Origin of the sequence: Streptosporangium sp. NPDC023825, from assembly GCF_040639575.1 — a bacterium.
In the GTDB taxonomy this organism is placed as follows: Bacteria; Actinomycetota; Actinomycetes; order Streptosporangiales; family Streptosporangiaceae; genus Streptosporangium.
Genome location: NZ_JBFAAE010000024.1, coordinates 67,008 through 81,670 on the forward strand (window position 1 = coordinate 67,008; position 14,663 = coordinate 81,670).

11 protein-coding genes and 1 tRNA gene are annotated in these 14,663 nt (G+C 70.3%); 10 read left to right on the forward strand and 2 right to left on the reverse strand.

The features are described from left to right. Positions 1–98 precede the first annotated feature (98 nt). The gene (locus tag AB0G15_RS21820; protein ID WP_362842514.1) at positions 99–746 is read left to right on the forward strand and encodes a GPP34 family phosphoprotein; all 648 of its coding nucleotides are present in this window, start codon (positions 99–101) and stop codon (positions 744–746) included. A 196-nt stretch (positions 747–942) separates the two neighbouring features. On the opposite strand, the gene AB0G15_RS21825 is transcribed toward AB0G15_RS21820, so the two are convergent. After that, entirely contained in the window at positions 943–2,166 is a 1,224-nt protein-coding gene (locus AB0G15_RS21825) for an LCP family protein (RefSeq protein WP_362842517.1), read from the reverse strand. A 357-nt stretch (positions 2,167–2,523) separates the two neighbouring features. Here AB0G15_RS21825 and AB0G15_RS21830 point away from each other — a divergent pair, with 357 nt between their 5' ends. Together AB0G15_RS21830 and AB0G15_RS21835 are read left to right on the forward strand one after the other, a co-directional pair. Continuing rightward, positions 2,524–3,996 carry a hemolysin family protein gene (locus AB0G15_RS21830; protein ID WP_362842520.1) on the forward strand — a complete coding sequence of 491 codons (1,473 nt, stop codon included), beginning with the start codon at positions 2,524–2,526 and terminating at the stop codon, positions 3,994–3,996. Further along, complete coding sequence (locus AB0G15_RS21835) at positions 3,993–5,027, forward strand: hemolysin family protein (RefSeq protein ID WP_362842523.1); 1,035 nt, start codon at positions 3,993–3,995, stop codon at positions 5,025–5,027. Before AB0G15_RS21830 ends, AB0G15_RS21835 begins: the two co-directional genes overlap by 4 nt. Before the next feature lie 385 nt (positions 5,028–5,412). Here AB0G15_RS21835 and AB0G15_RS21840 read toward each other — a convergent pair. Beyond that, positions 5,413–5,495 (reverse strand) — tRNA-Leu (locus tag AB0G15_RS21840). Positions 5,496–5,661: 166 nt separating this feature from the next. Here AB0G15_RS21840 and AB0G15_RS21845 point away from each other — a divergent pair. The 7 genes from AB0G15_RS21845 to pknB all read left to right on the forward strand — a co-directional run bounded on the left by AB0G15_RS21845 (position 5,662) and on the right by pknB (position 14,497). Beyond that, the gene (locus AB0G15_RS21845; protein WP_362688487.1) at positions 5,662–6,402 is read left to right on the forward strand and encodes a DUF3662 and FHA domain-containing protein; all 741 of its coding nucleotides are present in this window, start codon (positions 5,662–5,664) and stop codon (positions 6,400–6,402) included. 17 nt (positions 6,403–6,419) lie between these two features. After that, positions 6,420–6,887, forward strand: coding sequence for an FHA domain-containing protein (locus tag AB0G15_RS21850; protein WP_344748567.1), 468 nt, complete (start codon positions 6,420–6,422; stop codon positions 6,885–6,887). Continuing rightward, positions 6,884–8,197 (forward strand): PP2C family serine/threonine-protein phosphatase, encoded by a 1,314-nt coding sequence (locus AB0G15_RS21855; RefSeq protein WP_362842527.1) that lies wholly within the window; start codon positions 6,884–6,886, stop codon positions 8,195–8,197. The genes AB0G15_RS21850 and AB0G15_RS21855 overlap by 4 nt, the downstream gene beginning before the upstream one ends. A gap of 4 nt (positions 8,198–8,201) precedes the next feature. Beyond that, a complete protein-coding gene (locus AB0G15_RS21860; protein ID WP_362842529.1) occupies positions 8,202–9,578 on the forward strand; it encodes an FtsW/RodA/SpoVE family cell cycle protein in 1,377 nt (458 codons plus the stop codon). Continuing rightward, positions 9,575–11,032 (forward strand): penicillin-binding protein 2, encoded by a 1,458-nt coding sequence (locus AB0G15_RS21865; protein WP_362842531.1) that lies wholly within the window; start codon positions 9,575–9,577, stop codon positions 11,030–11,032. The genes AB0G15_RS21860 and AB0G15_RS21865 overlap by 4 nt, the downstream gene beginning before the upstream one ends. Continuing rightward, complete coding sequence (locus AB0G15_RS21870) at positions 11,029–12,537, forward strand: protein kinase (protein WP_362842534.1); 1,509 nt, start codon at positions 11,029–11,031, stop codon at positions 12,535–12,537. Before AB0G15_RS21865 ends, AB0G15_RS21870 begins: the two co-directional genes overlap by 4 nt. A gap of 82 nt (positions 12,538–12,619) precedes the next feature. After that, entirely contained in the window at positions 12,620–14,497 is a 1,878-nt protein-coding gene (gene pknB, locus AB0G15_RS21875; protein WP_362842537.1) for a Stk1 family PASTA domain-containing Ser/Thr kinase, read from the forward strand. Positions 14,498–14,663 lie beyond the last annotated feature (166 nt).

The following is a 14,663-nucleotide window of genomic DNA, read 5'->3' on the forward strand; positions in this document are numbered from 1 at the left end:
GTCCCTCCGGACTCGGTGCCGAGGCTATCCGCGATACCGTCCTAGATCGATTACGGAGTGCTTACGGCCGCGAGGCGCCCGCGACGTAGGGTCGGACGATGACGACGATCGCGGAGGAAGTGCTCCTGCTCGCGTACGACGAGGAGCGGGGCAGACAACTCATCGGCTCCTCGGAGCTGGACGCCGCGCTCGGCGGCGCGTTGCTGGCGGAACTGGCCGTCGGCGGCCGGATCGACCTCGCGGACAGGAAGGTCGCCGTTCTCGACGCGACCCCGGTCGGGGACGAGGAGCTCGACACGGCGCTGGCCAGGATCGCGGCCGAGCCCAAGGCGCGCAAGCCCGAGTGGTGGGTGCCAAGGCTCCACTCCGGCAAGCTTCGCTCCCGCCTGCTGTCGCGCCTGGCGGAGAGGGGCGTGCTGGACGAGGAACGGCGCAAGATCCTGGGGATCTTCCCGAGCACCCGCTACCCCGAGCGCGACCCTGGCGCCGAGCTGGCGATCCGCGAGCGGGTCCAGAGCGTGCTGTCCGGCGCCACCCCCGACGAGCGGGCCGCGGTATTGATCGCGATCCTGCACGCGGCCAAGATCGACCGTAAGGCGTTCCCCGGCGCGAGCAAGGAACGGATCAAGGAGATCACCGAGGGCGAGTGGGCCGGCGAGGCGGTCTCCCAGACCATCGCCGCCGTCAACGCCGCCGTCATGGCGGCCGTGATAGCGGGGGTCGTCGTCAGCACCGCCGGCGGCTGAGGTCCGCCGGCCCTCGCCGGGCGGGCACTGTCACGAGGGTGCTCCGCCCGGCGAGGACGTCTGGTCCTGTGCCCGCCCCGCTTCCGCACAATCTTCGCGTCGCTTCGCGGACAGGACCGGGGCGAGAGGGCCGGAGGAAAGTGGCGTGGCCGGGAAGCGCCGGCCGGCGCCCCGGCCCGGGGGCCGGGGCGGGACGTCACCTGCCGCCGAGGGCGTCTTCGGGAACGGGCTTGTCCTGGGCCAGGGCCTCGAACATGCGCAGGGCCTTCTCCCGGTCCCACTTGACGACGGACTGGCCGTCGATGGTGGGCAGGGAGCCGATGGGCACGACCGTGGTGACCGGGTCGCCGCCCATGGCGAGGCCGAGGGAGAGCAGGTCGAAGGCGCCGGTCTCCTCGCCGACGGACACCGAGTCGGCCGCGCTCAGCGCGAGCGGGACGGACGTGAAGGGGTTGATCAGGACGCCGGGGCTGGCCGCCTTCTTCACCACCGCGGAGAAGAACTGGCGCTGGCGCTGGGTCCTTTCGAGGTCGGGGATCGCGCCGGTGGCGCGGGTGCGGACGTAGCCGAGGGCCGTCCCCCCGTCCATGGTCTGCAGGCCCTTCTTCAGGTTGATCCCGGCCTTGGGGTCCTTGATCGCCTGCTTGACGTTGATCTCGACCCCGCCGATGGCGTCCACGATCCCCACGAAGCCGCCGAAGCCGATCTCCATGTAGTGGTCGAGGCGCAGCCCGGTGACCTGCTCCACGGTCTTGGGAAGCAGTTGCTGACCGCCCTGGAAGGCGTAGGCGGCGTTGAGCTTGTTGCTGCCGTGGCCGTCGATCGGCACGTACGAGTCGCGCGGGAGGCTGACCAGGGTCGGGCGGCCGTCGCCCTCGGGGATGTGCAGCAGCATCATCGTGTCGGTCCTGCGGCCCACGGCCTTGCCCGTGGCGAGCTTCTTACGCTGGGCCGCGGTCAGGCCGGCGCGGCTGTCGGAGCCGACCAGCAGCCAGTTGGTGCCGGGGGTGTCGGCGGGACGGCCCTCGTAGTCGGTGAGCGCCTCGATCTTGGTCAGCCGAGAATTAATCATGAAATATCCGCCGACGGCCAGAATGAGCAGCACGACGACCAGCCCGGCGAGGATCCGCACGATGAGCCTGCCGGGACGCTTCGGCCGCCAGCCGGGCATGCGCGACGCGCTCCCGCCGCCTCGGCCGCCGGAGTCCCCGGGCGGGGCCGGGGGCGCGTTCAGCGGCTTGACCGGGCTGGAACCCGACCTGGCCTTGCCGTACACCCGCCCGCCCCGGGGGGGCGGCACCTCGCGCGGCGTCTCCTCCCGGACGGGCGCCTCCCGCCGCGAGGACACCGACTGCCGGACGGGCGTTCCCGGGCCGCCAGGCGAGGGGTAGGCGGGCTGCCCGGCCGCTCTCGGCGGCACGGGCCCCGGCGTGGGCGATCGCAGCGCGCGAGTGCGATCGTCGTCTTCGGGCCTGTCAGCCACGTCTTGTCCCGCCACTTCTTGATCTCATGGTGAAAACGTCATTATCGACGCTACGTCGTGGTTCAGGCGCTTGCCGCCAGGTGCCCAAGGTTTCCCTATGTAAAAGTACTCAGACAGGTTGTCAGCGACCAACAATGCGATCGTCGGCCGATCCGGAAACATCGACCCCCACCCGGATCGTTACGGTAGAGGACTACCTCTGCTCGAAAGGATGATCGTGTCCACTCCGGACCCGTGGAATACCTGCCCGTGCGAACGCACGGGCACCACTGAACCGACCGGGAGAGCCGCCCGGTGAACACGGCTCTGGGCCTGCTGGCCATCCTCCTGCTCACCCTCGCCACCGGCTATTTCGTCGCCCAGGAGTTCGCCTTCGTCGCGGCGGACCGCGGCGTGCTGCGCGAGCAGGCCGACTCCGGCGACGCGGCCGCGGCGCGGGCGCTGGAGGTGACGGGACGCCTGTCGTTCATGCTGTCGGGCGCGCAACTCGGCATCACCGTGACCGCCCTGCTCGTCGGCTTCATCTCGGAACCCGCCATCGCCACGGTCATCCGCCCCTGGCTGGAGACCGCGGGAGTGCCGCGCGGGGCCGTGCCCGGCATCGCCGTGGCGCTGGCCGTCGCGGTGGCCACCGTCATCCAGATGGTCTTCGGTGAGCTGGCCCCCAAGAACCTGGGCATCGCCCGTCCCGAGCCTGTGGCGAAGTTCCTCGCCCGCTCGACGATGATCTACCTGCGGATCGCCGGGCCGGTCATCCGCCTGTTCGACTCCGCCGCCACCGGCCTGCTGCGCCGCGTCGGCGTGGAGCCGGTGGAGGAGATCGAGCACGGCGCCAGCCCCGAGGAGCTGTCCCGGATCATCTCCGAGTCCGCCACCGCGGGCGACCTGCCGCCGAGACTGTCGGAGCTGCTGGGCCGCGCCCTGGAGTTCGGCGACCGCACCGCCGAGGACGTCATGGTGCCGCGCCCCCGCGTGGTGCTGCTGAGGGACGACCGGCCGATCTCCGACCTGATCGACGCCGTTCGCAGGCACGGTCACTCCCGCTATCCGGTGCTCTGCAACCAGAACGGCGACGACGTCGTCGGCGTCACCGGCGTCCGCGAGCTGCTCAGGTCGGGACTGGCCGACGGCACGCTGGAAAAGATCACCCGCCCCGCGCTCCTGGTGCCCACCTCCTCGCCGCTGCCCCTCGTGCTGGAGCGCATGCGCACCGCCCGCGACGACCTGGCGTGCGTCATCGACGAGTACGGCGGCCTGGCCGGCGTGGTCACCATAGAGGACCTCGCGGAGGAGCTCGTCGGCGAGCTCATCGACGAGAACGACCCGGAGCCCGCCGGGGTCGTCGCGGGCGACGAGGGCACCTGGGACCTGCCGGGCACGCTCCGGCTGGACGAGATCGAGCGGGCCATCGGCCTGCAACTCCCCGAGAGCGACGACTACGACACCGTCGCGGGCCTCGTGCTCGCCACCCTCGGCCGGATGGCCGAGCCCGGCGACCAGGTGACCGTCACGCTCACGTCGCGGAACGACCCCCTGGAGAACGACAGCGCCGACGAGAGGGAGGCCTCGCTCACCGTGCTCTCGGTGCACCGCAGGGTCCCCGAGTGGGTGCGGCTGTCGCTCACCGCGTCGCAGGACGCCGATCCCTGGGACGCCCCGGAGGCGAGAACCGGGAAAGAGGACCGACCGGCGATGACCGCGCCGCGGATGATCGAGCGTGGCCCCGAGACGCCCATGATCGAGCGGAGCGAGGCGAGGCGGCGATGAGCACCACCTCCGCCCTGCTGCTCGGCGTGGCCCTGCTGATCGGCAACGCCTTCTTCGTCGCCGCCGAGTTCGCGGTGATCTCGGCTCGCAGGCACCGCCTGGAGGAGCTCGCGGGCCGGGGAGGCCGGTTGACCAGGCTCGCCGCCCGCGCCGCCGTACGCGGCGGCAGGGAGCTCTCCCTGATGCTGGCCGGAGCCCAGCTGGGCATCACGCTGTGCTCGCTCGGCCTGGGCATGGTGACCGAACCGGCCATCGAACACCTGCTGGAGCCGGTTTTCGGCGCGGTCGGCCTGCCCGAGTCGCTGCGGGTCCCCATCTCGCTCGTGATCGCGCTGGCGTTCGTCACCTTCCTGCACATGGTGATCGGCGAGATGGCTCCCAAGTCGTGGGCGCTGACCCACCCGGAGATGGCGGCGATGGGCCTGGCCCTGCCGTTCCGCGGCTTCACCTGGGTCGTCCGGCCGGTGCTCGCCGCGCTCAACGGGCTGACGAACGGGATCCTGAGGCTGTTCGGGGTGCATCCCAAGGACGAGCTGGCCACCACCAGGACCCCGGTCCAGCTGGCGATGCTGGTCGGCGAGTCGGGCCGGATGGGCCTGCTCGACCGCGACGAGCACGACCTGCTCACCCGGGCCCTGCGGGTCCACCAGCAGCCGGTGGAGCGGCTGATGCTGCCGCTGGAGAAGACCACCTCGGTGCCCGCCGACGCGACGAGCGAGCGGATGCGCCAGGTCGCCGCGCGCGACGGGCACCTGCGCATGCTGGTCACCTCCGGCAGGCCGGGCGACGTCCTGGGCGTGGTGCACGTCAGGGACATCCTCGTCCGGCCGGAGGCGAGCCCCGCAGAGCTCGCCCGCCCGGTGCCGCGCCTGGCCAAGGAGACCACGATCCCCGACGCGGTCTCCACGCTCCAGGACGCCCACGCGCACCTGGGCCTGGTCACCGACGGCGCTGGCGAGGTGATCGGCATGGTGAGCCTCACGGACCTGCTCGGCGAGATCCTGGACGTACGGATGCCCGCGGCCCGCTAGCGGTCCTCGCCGCTCCCCGCGTCCGCGGGAGCGGCCGGATCGATCACGGAACCGGCGGGAGGACGACACGGGCGGGAGAAAGATTCTTTCTCCCGCCCGTGTTCTCTGTAAGCGTAACCAGACCCCGGCGAACCCCTGCAAGTCATCCGAAAGCGATCAGCAAGCGTGGCCGGGTAGAACCGATGGGCATGTCGTAGCCGTCCAAAAACCACAAGACCCATGCGTAACCCCTGAGACTTCTCTATAACGGAGCGAGCGACTACCTTGATCGATGATCGACTCGACCCGCCACGAGACCTCACGGATGGCTCAGATGGATACGCGGTTTCCCAGGAAACGACAAAACCCCGGCCGCGATGTTCGCATGACCGGGGTGATGATCTTGTGGGCGAGGAGGGATTTGAACCCTCACGTCCTTTCGGACACACGGACCTGAACCGTGCGCGTCTGCCGTTCCGCCACCCGCCCTTGTTGGGTGCGGTCGAAACATTAGCACGGATCGGCCGGTACCCATGAACCCGGATACGATCCTCCTAGATGCGAAAGCGGAGCAGCTGGGTGCGAGAGAGCGAGGAACGAGCCAACGAGCCCCCAAGCGGCCGCGACCACATAGACGGAGGAGGGGAGGTACCCGGTGGGAGTCCTTCAGCGTTTCGAGCGGAGGCTCGAAGGTTTGGTTGAAGGGGCCTTTGCACGGGCGTTCAAATCTGACCTTCAGCCGGTAGAGGTCGCCAGTGCGGTCCAACGGGAGATGGACGAGCGGGCGGCGATCGTCGCCCAGGGACGCACTCTCGTGCCCAACGACTTCGTGGTCGAGCTGTCCACGACCGACAACGAGCGGTTGGAGGTCTACTCCGACAGCATCAGCCACGAGCTGGCCAACCTCGCCAGGGAGTACGCCAAGGAACAGGGCTACTCCTTCGTGGGGCCGGTCAGGGTCCGCTTCGAGACGGCCGACGACCTCGCGGTCGGCCTGTTCCGCATCCGCTCGGGCGTGATCCGTGGCGCGACGGTCGAGCAGGACGAGATCCGCCAGCCGGTGAGCGACGTGCCCGCCGCGAAACCCCACGCCTTCGGAGGCCGCCCCCGCCTGCTGGTGTCCACCCAGGACGACCCGCAGGGCCAGCGGTCCTTCGACCTGACAACACCGGTGACCCTGCTCGGCAGGGGCACCGACTGCGATCTGCGGCTGGTCGACCCGGGTGTGTCCCGGCACCACGCCGAGCTGCGAGTGGAGGGTCCCCTGGTCGCGCTCGTCGATCTAGGCTCCACGAACGGCACCTTCGTCAACGGCCAGCCGGTTCGCCGGGTCGAGCTCCAGAACGGCACTCGCGTGACGCTGGGGCGAACGACTCTGGTTTTCCGGCGCGATTAAAGGTAAACAGACGGTCCATGTCCGAGCTCACGCTGCTGCTGATCCGGCTCGCCTTCCTCGCGGTGCTGTGGTTCTTCGTGATTGCCGCGGTCGGTGTGATCCGGACAGACTTGTTCGGTTCACGCACGGCCGCCGCCGTCCCCGCGCGCAAGGCGCCCAAGCCGGTGAAGGCCCCGGCCAAATCCAAGAAGGGGGAACCCCGGGAGATGGTCGTCACCGGTGGCCCCCTCCAAGGCACCACCATTACCCTCTCGGAGACGCCCATCACCATCGGCCGGGCGAACGACGCGACGCTGGTAGTCAGCGACGACTACGCCTCCAGCCGGCACGCCCGGCTCTTCCCCCAGGACGGTCAGTGGATCGTGGAAGATCTCGGCTCCACCAACGGCACGTATCTTGACCGCTCCAAAGTCACCCGTCCGACTCCGGTGCCGCTCGGTGTTCCGATCCGCATTGGCAAGACCGTCATCGAATTGCGCAAATGACCATCGCACTCCGTTACGCCGCCCGCTCTGACGTCGGCCTCCTCCGCGAAGGCAACGAGGACTCCGCCTACGCCAGCGGCCGCCTGCTCGCCGTCGCGGACGGCATGGGCGGCCACGCACACGGCGAGGTGGCCAGTTCGGTCGCCATCGCCGAGATGTCCTTGCTCGACACGGACGCCCAGGGAGGTGACCTGCTCAGCGCCATCGAGGCGGCGGTACGCGACGCCAACCGCAAGCTGCACGAGATGGTGAGTCACAACCCCAGCCTCAAGGGCATGGGCACCACCCTCACCGCCATGCTCTGGTCGGGGACGAGGGTCGCCCTGGTCCACGTCGGCGACTCGCGGGCCTACCTGCTGCGAGCCGGAGAGCTCTACCAGATCACGCACGACCACACCCTCGTGCAGTCACTGGTGGACGACGGCCGGATCACCCAGGACGAGGCCGCCACCCACCCCCAGCGGTCGATCCTGCTGCGGGCGCTCGACGGCAGCGGCGAGGTCGACCCCGACCTTTCCCTGCGCGAGGCCCAGATCGGCGACCGCTACCTGCTCTGCTCCGACGGCCTGTCCGGGGTGGTGAGCGCTGAGACCCTGCACCACACGCTCTCCACGATCGAGGACCCCGACGGGGTGGTCCGCACCCTCATCGACCTGGCCAACCGGGGCGGCGGCCCCGACAACATCACCTGCGTCCTCGCCGACGTGCTGGAGGTGGACGAGACCCACGTACCGCGCACCGACGCGGCCGTGGTCGGCGCCGCCGGTTCCAGCATGCCGCGGTCGCAGCCGCCGGACACCCCGGCGGGCCGTGCCAGCGCGGTCACCATGCCGCAACCCGTCATCTCCGACGACGACATCGACAGCGACGAGCCGATCGTCAGGGCCGCGGCCCGACCGGCCAGACGCCGCCGGCTGTGGCCTCTCCTGGCCGCGGCGGGCGGCGTCGTCGTCATCGGGGGCGGCTTAGGCTGGTACTTCGGCGGGCAGTGGCTGGAGGACCAGTACTTCGTGGGGGCCAAGGGCAACGAGATCGTGGTCTTCCAGGGCGTGAAGACCAACCTGGGCCCCATCGAGCTCTTCGACGTCGCCCGCAGCACCGCGGAGTCGATCACGACTCTCGGCGCGTTCCAGCAGGGCCAGGTCCGCGACGGCATCCCCGTCCCCACCGTCGAGGCGGGCCTGAAGAAGATCGAAGAGCTGAAGACGTCCGCGGCCAAAGCCGACGGGAAGGACGAACCGACCGCGTCCCCGAGCGCCTCCGCGTCCTCCTCGCCCCCCAGGGCCCCCGAACCCACAAGGTCACAGTAAAGACATGAGCACCCCAAGCGCAGAGCCGGTCCCGCTTCCCGCCAAACGGCGGGTGGCCCAGTTGGCGATGCTCGCATTCGCGGTCGCCATCGTGATGCTGGCGTACGCCAACGTGGGGTTGGCCCTCGACAACCAGATCCCGGCGGGGATGGTCACCTACGGCCTCAGCCTGGGCGGCCTCATGCTCGCCGCCTACCTGGTGCTGGCCAGGTTCGCGCCCTGGGCCGACCCGCTGATCCTGCCGCTGGTGACGCTGGTCAACGGCCTCGGGTTGGTGGTCATCTATCGCCTCGAGGCGTCCGGCATGAAGGGGGCCTCGGCCACCAACCAGCTGCTGTGGACCGCGGTCGGGGTCGTCATGTTCTCCGTGACGCTGATCGTGCTGCGCGACCACCGCGCGCTGCAGCGTCTGACCTACACCATGGGCGCCGTCGGCCTGGCGCTGCTGGTCTCGCCGCTGCTGCCGTTCGTCGGCAAGGAGATCAACGGCGCCCGCATCTGGATCGGCGTCGGCGGCTTCACCCTCCAGCCGGCGGAGTTCACCAAGCTCGCCCTGGTCATCTTCTTCGCCGGCTACCTGGTCGCCAAGCGCGACGTGCTCGCCCTGGCCGGGCGGCGGCTGCTCTTCATCGATCTGCCCCGTGCCCGCGACCTGGGGCCGGTCCTGATCACCTGGGGACTCAGCCTCGGCGTGCTGATCCTGCAGAAGGACCTCGGCTCCTCGCTGCTGATCTTCGGCACGTTCATCGCGATGCTCTACATCGCCACCCAGCGCACCTCATGGGTGCTCATCGGCATCCTGCTCTTCGTCGGTGGAGCGGTCCTGGCGGGGCTGCTCTTCGACCACGTGCAGGACCGCTTCACGGTCTTCCTCAACCCCGAGGACCCCGCGCTCTTCGACAAGGTCGGCGGCAGCGCGCAGCTCATGGAGGGCCTGTTCGCCATGGGCGAGGGAGGCATCCTCGGCACCGGCCTCGGCCAGGGACACCCCTACGAGATCCCGCTGGCCTTCTCCGACTTCATCTTCCCCGCCGCCGGCGAGGAGCTGGGCCTGACCGGGCTGATGGCCCTGCTGATGGTCTACGCCCTGCTGGTGGAGCGCGGCCTGCGCACCTCGATCGCGGCCCGCGAGCCGTTCTCCAAGTTGCTGGCCGGGGGCCTGTCGTTCATCCTCGCCTGGCAGGTCTTCATCATCGTGGGCGGCGTGACCAACCTGATCCCGCTGACCGGCCTGGTCACCCCGTTCATGTCCCAGGGCGGGTCGGCGCTGCTGGCTAACTGGATCCTTATCGCGCTGCTGGTACGCATGTCGGATACGGCGAGGAAGCCTCCGCCCCAGGCCATCCAGGACGAAGGAATGACGCAGGTGTTCCAGCGATGAACGGTCCCCTCAAGCGCGCCGCCCTTGCCTGCCTGCTCATGTTCGGCCTGCTCATGATCAATGTGAACTACCTGCAGGCCGTACGGGCGGACGATCTGCGCGCGAACCCGCGCAACGACCGCAACCTGTACGCGCGCTACGAGGTCGAGCGCGGCCGCATCACCGCGGGCAACAAGGTCCTCGCCGAGTCGATCGACACCGGCGACCCCGAGTTCCGCTTCGAGCGCCGCTATCCCGAGGGCAAGGTCTACGCCCCCATCACCGGGTTCTTCGCGCCCGAGAGCGAGAGCAACATCGAGCGGGCGGAGAACTCCCTGCTCAACGGCACCAGTGCCGACCTGCTGATCCGGCGCAGCATCGACCTGTTCACCGCCAAGCAGAGCAAGGGCGCCAACGTCGACCTGACGATCAACCCCAGGGCGCAGGAGGCGGCGTACAAGGCGCTGGGCGAGAGCGGCAAGAAGGGCGCGCTGGTCGCGATCGAGCCGAAGACCGGGGCGATCCTCGCGATGGTCTCGATCCCCACCTACGACCCCAACCTGCTCTCCAAGGCCAACAAGGAAGTGGTGAACGCGGCCTCCAAGAAGCTGGAGAACGACGAGAACACGCCGCTGCTGAACCGGGCGGTCGAGCGCACCTACCCGCCGGGCTCGACCTTCAAGGTGGTCACCGCGGCCGCGTACCTGGAGAGCGACGACACCGTGGGCCCGGAGACCCAGGTCGACGCCCCGCAGCGGCTCGACCTGCCCAACACCACCGCCGACCTGCCCAACTATGGCGGCGCGGCGTGCGGCGCCGGGCGGGTGACGCTGTCGTTCGCGCTGGAGAAGTCCTGCAACACGCCGTTCGGCAAGATCGCGATGGACCTCGGCTACGAGGCGCTGCGCGACCAGGCGGCCAAGTTCGGCATCGGCGGCGAGCAGCTGACGATCCCGATGCCGGTGGCGGCCAGCAGCATCGGCCCCGAGGAGGACCAGGCGGCCCTCGCCCAGGCCTCGATCGGCCAGCGCAGCAACCAGATGACCCCGCTGCAGATGGCCATGATCGCCGCCGGCATCGCCAACAACGGCGTGGTCATGAAGCCGTACCTGGTGAACAAGATCGCGGACTCCGAGGGTGGCGAGGTCGCGAGCGCCGACCCCGACGCGCTGGACACCGCGATGAGCGAGGACAGCGCGCGCAAGCTCCAGGAGATGATGGTCAACGTCGTCAACAAGGGCACGGCGAGCGCGGCGCAGATCCCGGGCGTGACGGTCGCCGGCAAGACCGGCACCGCCGAGACCGCCCAGGGCCGCGACCCGCACGCGTGGTTCATCTCCTTCGCCCCCGCGGAGGACCCCAAGGTCGCCGTCGCGCTGATCGTCGAGTCCGGGAGCGCCGGCAGCGACGCCTCCGGTGGTCAGACCGCGGCCCCGATCGCCAAGAGCGTGATGGAAGCGGTGCTGGGTAGATGACCGCGTTGCTCGGGGGCCGGTACCGCCCGCTGGGGCGGATCGCGTCGGGCGGCATGGGTGAGGTGTGGCGGGCCAGGGACGAACTGCTCGGCCGCGAGGTCGCGGTGAAGCTGCTGCGCCCGCACGTGGCGGAGGATCCGGCCTTCCGCCTGCGGTTCCGCTCCGAGGCGCGCATCGCGGCCGGGCTGTCCGACCCGGGCATCGCGCAGGTCTTCGACTACGGCGAGGGCGGCGGTGTCGCCTACCTGGTGATGGAGCTGGTGCCCGGGCAGTCCCTGGCCGGCATCCTGGCTCGCGACGGCGCCCTGAGTCCCGAGATCACCCTCGACGTGGTCCGTCAGACCGCCATGGGCCTGCACGCCGCACACCGCGCGGGGATCATCCACAGGGACATCAAGCCCGGGAACCTTCTGGTGACCGAGGCGGGCGTGATAAAGATCACAGACTTCGGCATCGCCAGGGCGCTGGAGGCGGTGCCGGTCACCCAGACGGGCATCCTGATGGGCACCGCGCAGTACGTCAGCCCCGAGCAGGCGTCCGGCGACCCGCTCACGCCCGCCACCGACATCTACTCGCTCGGGGTGGTCGCCTACGAGTGCCTGACCGGGCAGGCGCCGTTCCGCGCCGAGACGCAGGTGGCGATCGCCCTCATGCACATCGGCGAACCTCCGCCGCCGCTGCCGGAGTGGATCCCGCCGGCGGTCCGCGACCTGGTCATGGCGTGCCTGGCCAAGGATCCGCTGCGGCGCCCGGCCGGTGCCAGGGAGCTGTCGGAACGGGCGGACCTGCTGCTCGACGCGCTGACCGCCACCGGCGCCACCGGTCTCGGCATGCTCACCGACCCGGTGGGCTGGCGCGCGGAGCCCGCGGGCGAGTGGCCCCAGGAGGTCACCAGCGCCCTCGCCGTCCCCCTCCGGCCCGAGCCCGGCCGCGACGCCGAGGGCTCGCAGGCGGGTCCCGGTCAGGGCACGGGCACCGGGGCGGGCGGGGGTTCCGGCAGGGGACCCGGTCACGGTGCGGGCTCCGGTGCGGGATCCGGCGCGGGCACGACTCCGCCTGGTGCCGTCCCGGCGCGTCGCGGGCGCCGCGGTCTGCGCAGGACGACGGTGATCGTCGCCACGGTCGCGGGGTGCGCCGCCGCGGTCGGGCTGGGTGCGCTGGCGGTCCACGAGCTGACGAACCAGCCCGGTGACAGCGAGCCGGGGGAGCCGGCCGTACGGCCGAGCCCGGCCACCACGTCGCCGACCGCGCGGCCGACGAAAAGCAAGCCCCCGACGAGCAGACCGCCGCTCTCGCCGACGAAGTCGGCCCGCCCGTCGGTCACGCCGTCGGCTACGGTAAGCACATCGGCCACGCCCACCGCAAGGCCGAGTACGTCGCCACCGCCCAGCCCCAGCCCGACGACTCCCACCCCGACACCAACCACCCCGACGGTGACACCGAGCCTCACACCGAGCACAACTCCTGAACCCGGTGACACGGACCCGCCGAATGAGGAGACGTGATGCGGCAACGGGTCGATGATGGACACCGGTGGCCCAAGAGCTCACCGGCACCCAAGATGAACGGTAAGGGACAGTGCAGGAAATGACTCAGCCCCGACGCCTCGGCGATCGCTACGAGCTTGACGGCGTCGTCGGGCGTGGCGGCATGGCCGAGGTCTATCGCGCCCGAGACATCCGGCTGGATCGGATCGTCGCCATCAAGACCCTCCGCGCGGACCTTGCCAGGGATCACATCTTCCAGGCGCGTTTCCGCCGGGAGGCGCAGTCCGCCGCGTCACTGAACCACCCGTCCATCGTCGCGGTCTACGACACCGGCGAGGACGTCTCCGAGGGTGCGCCGGTGCCCTACATCGTGATGGAGTACGTCGACGGCCGCACGCTGCGCGACCTGCTGCGTGCCGACCGGCGGCTGCTGCCCGAGCGCGCCGCCGAGCTGGTCGACGGGATCCTGCGGGCGCTGGACTACAGCCACCGCGGCGGCATCGTCCACCGCGACATCAAGCCCGCGAACATCATGATCACTCGCAACGGCGACGTGAAGGTCATGGACTTCGGCATCGCCCGCGCGATGGCCGACTCGGCCGCGACCATGACGCAGACCGCCCAGGTGATCGGCACCGCCCAGTACCTCTCGCCGGAGCAGGCCAGGGGCGAGCGGGTCGACGCCCGCAGCGACCTCTACTCCACCGGTTGCGTGCTGTACGAGCTGCTGACCGGGCAGCCGCCGTTCACCGGTGACTCGCCGGTCGCGATCGCCTACCAGCACGTGCGCGAGGACCCGATCCCGCCGTCGCAGATCGACCGCGACATTCCCCAGTGGGCCGACGCCATCGTGCTCAAGGCGATGGCCAAGGACCCGGCGCACCGCTACCAGAGCGCCGGGGAGATGCGGGCCGACATCCAGCGGGCGATGTCCGGCATCCCGACGGACGCCCAGACGATGGCGCTGAGCGCCAACAACGGCTACGGCTCGGCCACCCGGACGATGCAGGCTCCGGGCCCCGGCGGTCCCGGTGGCCCGGCCACCCAGCGCACCACCGCCGTCCCCGCGTACGAGTACGGCGAGGAGGGCGGCGGCCCGCGCACCGGTGGGGGCGGCCGTCGCCGGCAGCAGGGCGGCGGGAACACCGCGGTCAAGACCGCGGCGTGGATCCTCATCCCGCTGCTGGTCATCGGGGCCTTCATCGGCGTCGGCTACATGTTCCTCAGCTCGCCGGGCACCCCCACCACGAGCGGCAAGGTGAAGATCCCGCCGCTGGCCTCGCAGACCGTGGAGGCGGCGACCAAGAGGCTCACGGACCTCGGCCTGAAGGTGAAAATCGTCGAGGCGTTCGACGAGGAGATCCCGAGGGACTCGGTGATCGAGAGCGACCCGTCGGCCGACCACGAGGTCGACAAGGGCACCGAGGTGACGCTCAAGGTCTCCAAGGGGATCGAGAAGGTCGAGGTGCCCACCGTGCTCAACATGAGCGCGGAGGACGCCACGAAGACCCTTGAGGACGCCGGCTTCGAGGTCAACCTGCAGACCAAGCCCTCCAGCCGCAAGCAGGGCATCGTCTTCGAGACCGTGCCCGCGCCGGGCAAGAAGGCCAACAAGGGCAGCACCGTCCGGATCTACGTCCCCAAGGAGGCGATGGAGGTCCCGGCCGTGGTGAACCTCACGGTCGGGGACGCCAAGAACGCGCTCAAGGAGGCGGGCTTCAGGTGGAAGGTCGTCGAGCAGCCGAGCGACCTGCCCAAGGACACCGTGCTGAGCCAGTCTCCCGAGGCGGGCGGCAAGTACCAGCAGGGGACGACCATCACGCTGATCGTGTCGAGCGGGGCACCGCCCGAGCCGACCGAGCAGCCGACCATTCCGGAGGAGCAGCCGACCATTCCGGAGGAGCCGACGGAGGAGACGCCCACGGAGCCCGACGACGGCACGATCTTCGATGAGGCCCCGCCCGGCGACGGGAACTGACCGGAGCACCTGAAAGAGGCCCCCGCGACCGCGCGGGGGCCTCTTTCGTTTTCCGTCCGCGCTCGTTCCGGCGTCCTCGGCCGTTCCCGCGCTCCCATGGCTTTCGCGGCGTCCGGCTTGCGCGGCGTTCGATGGATGCGGCGTCCGGCTTTCGTGGCCCGGCTTG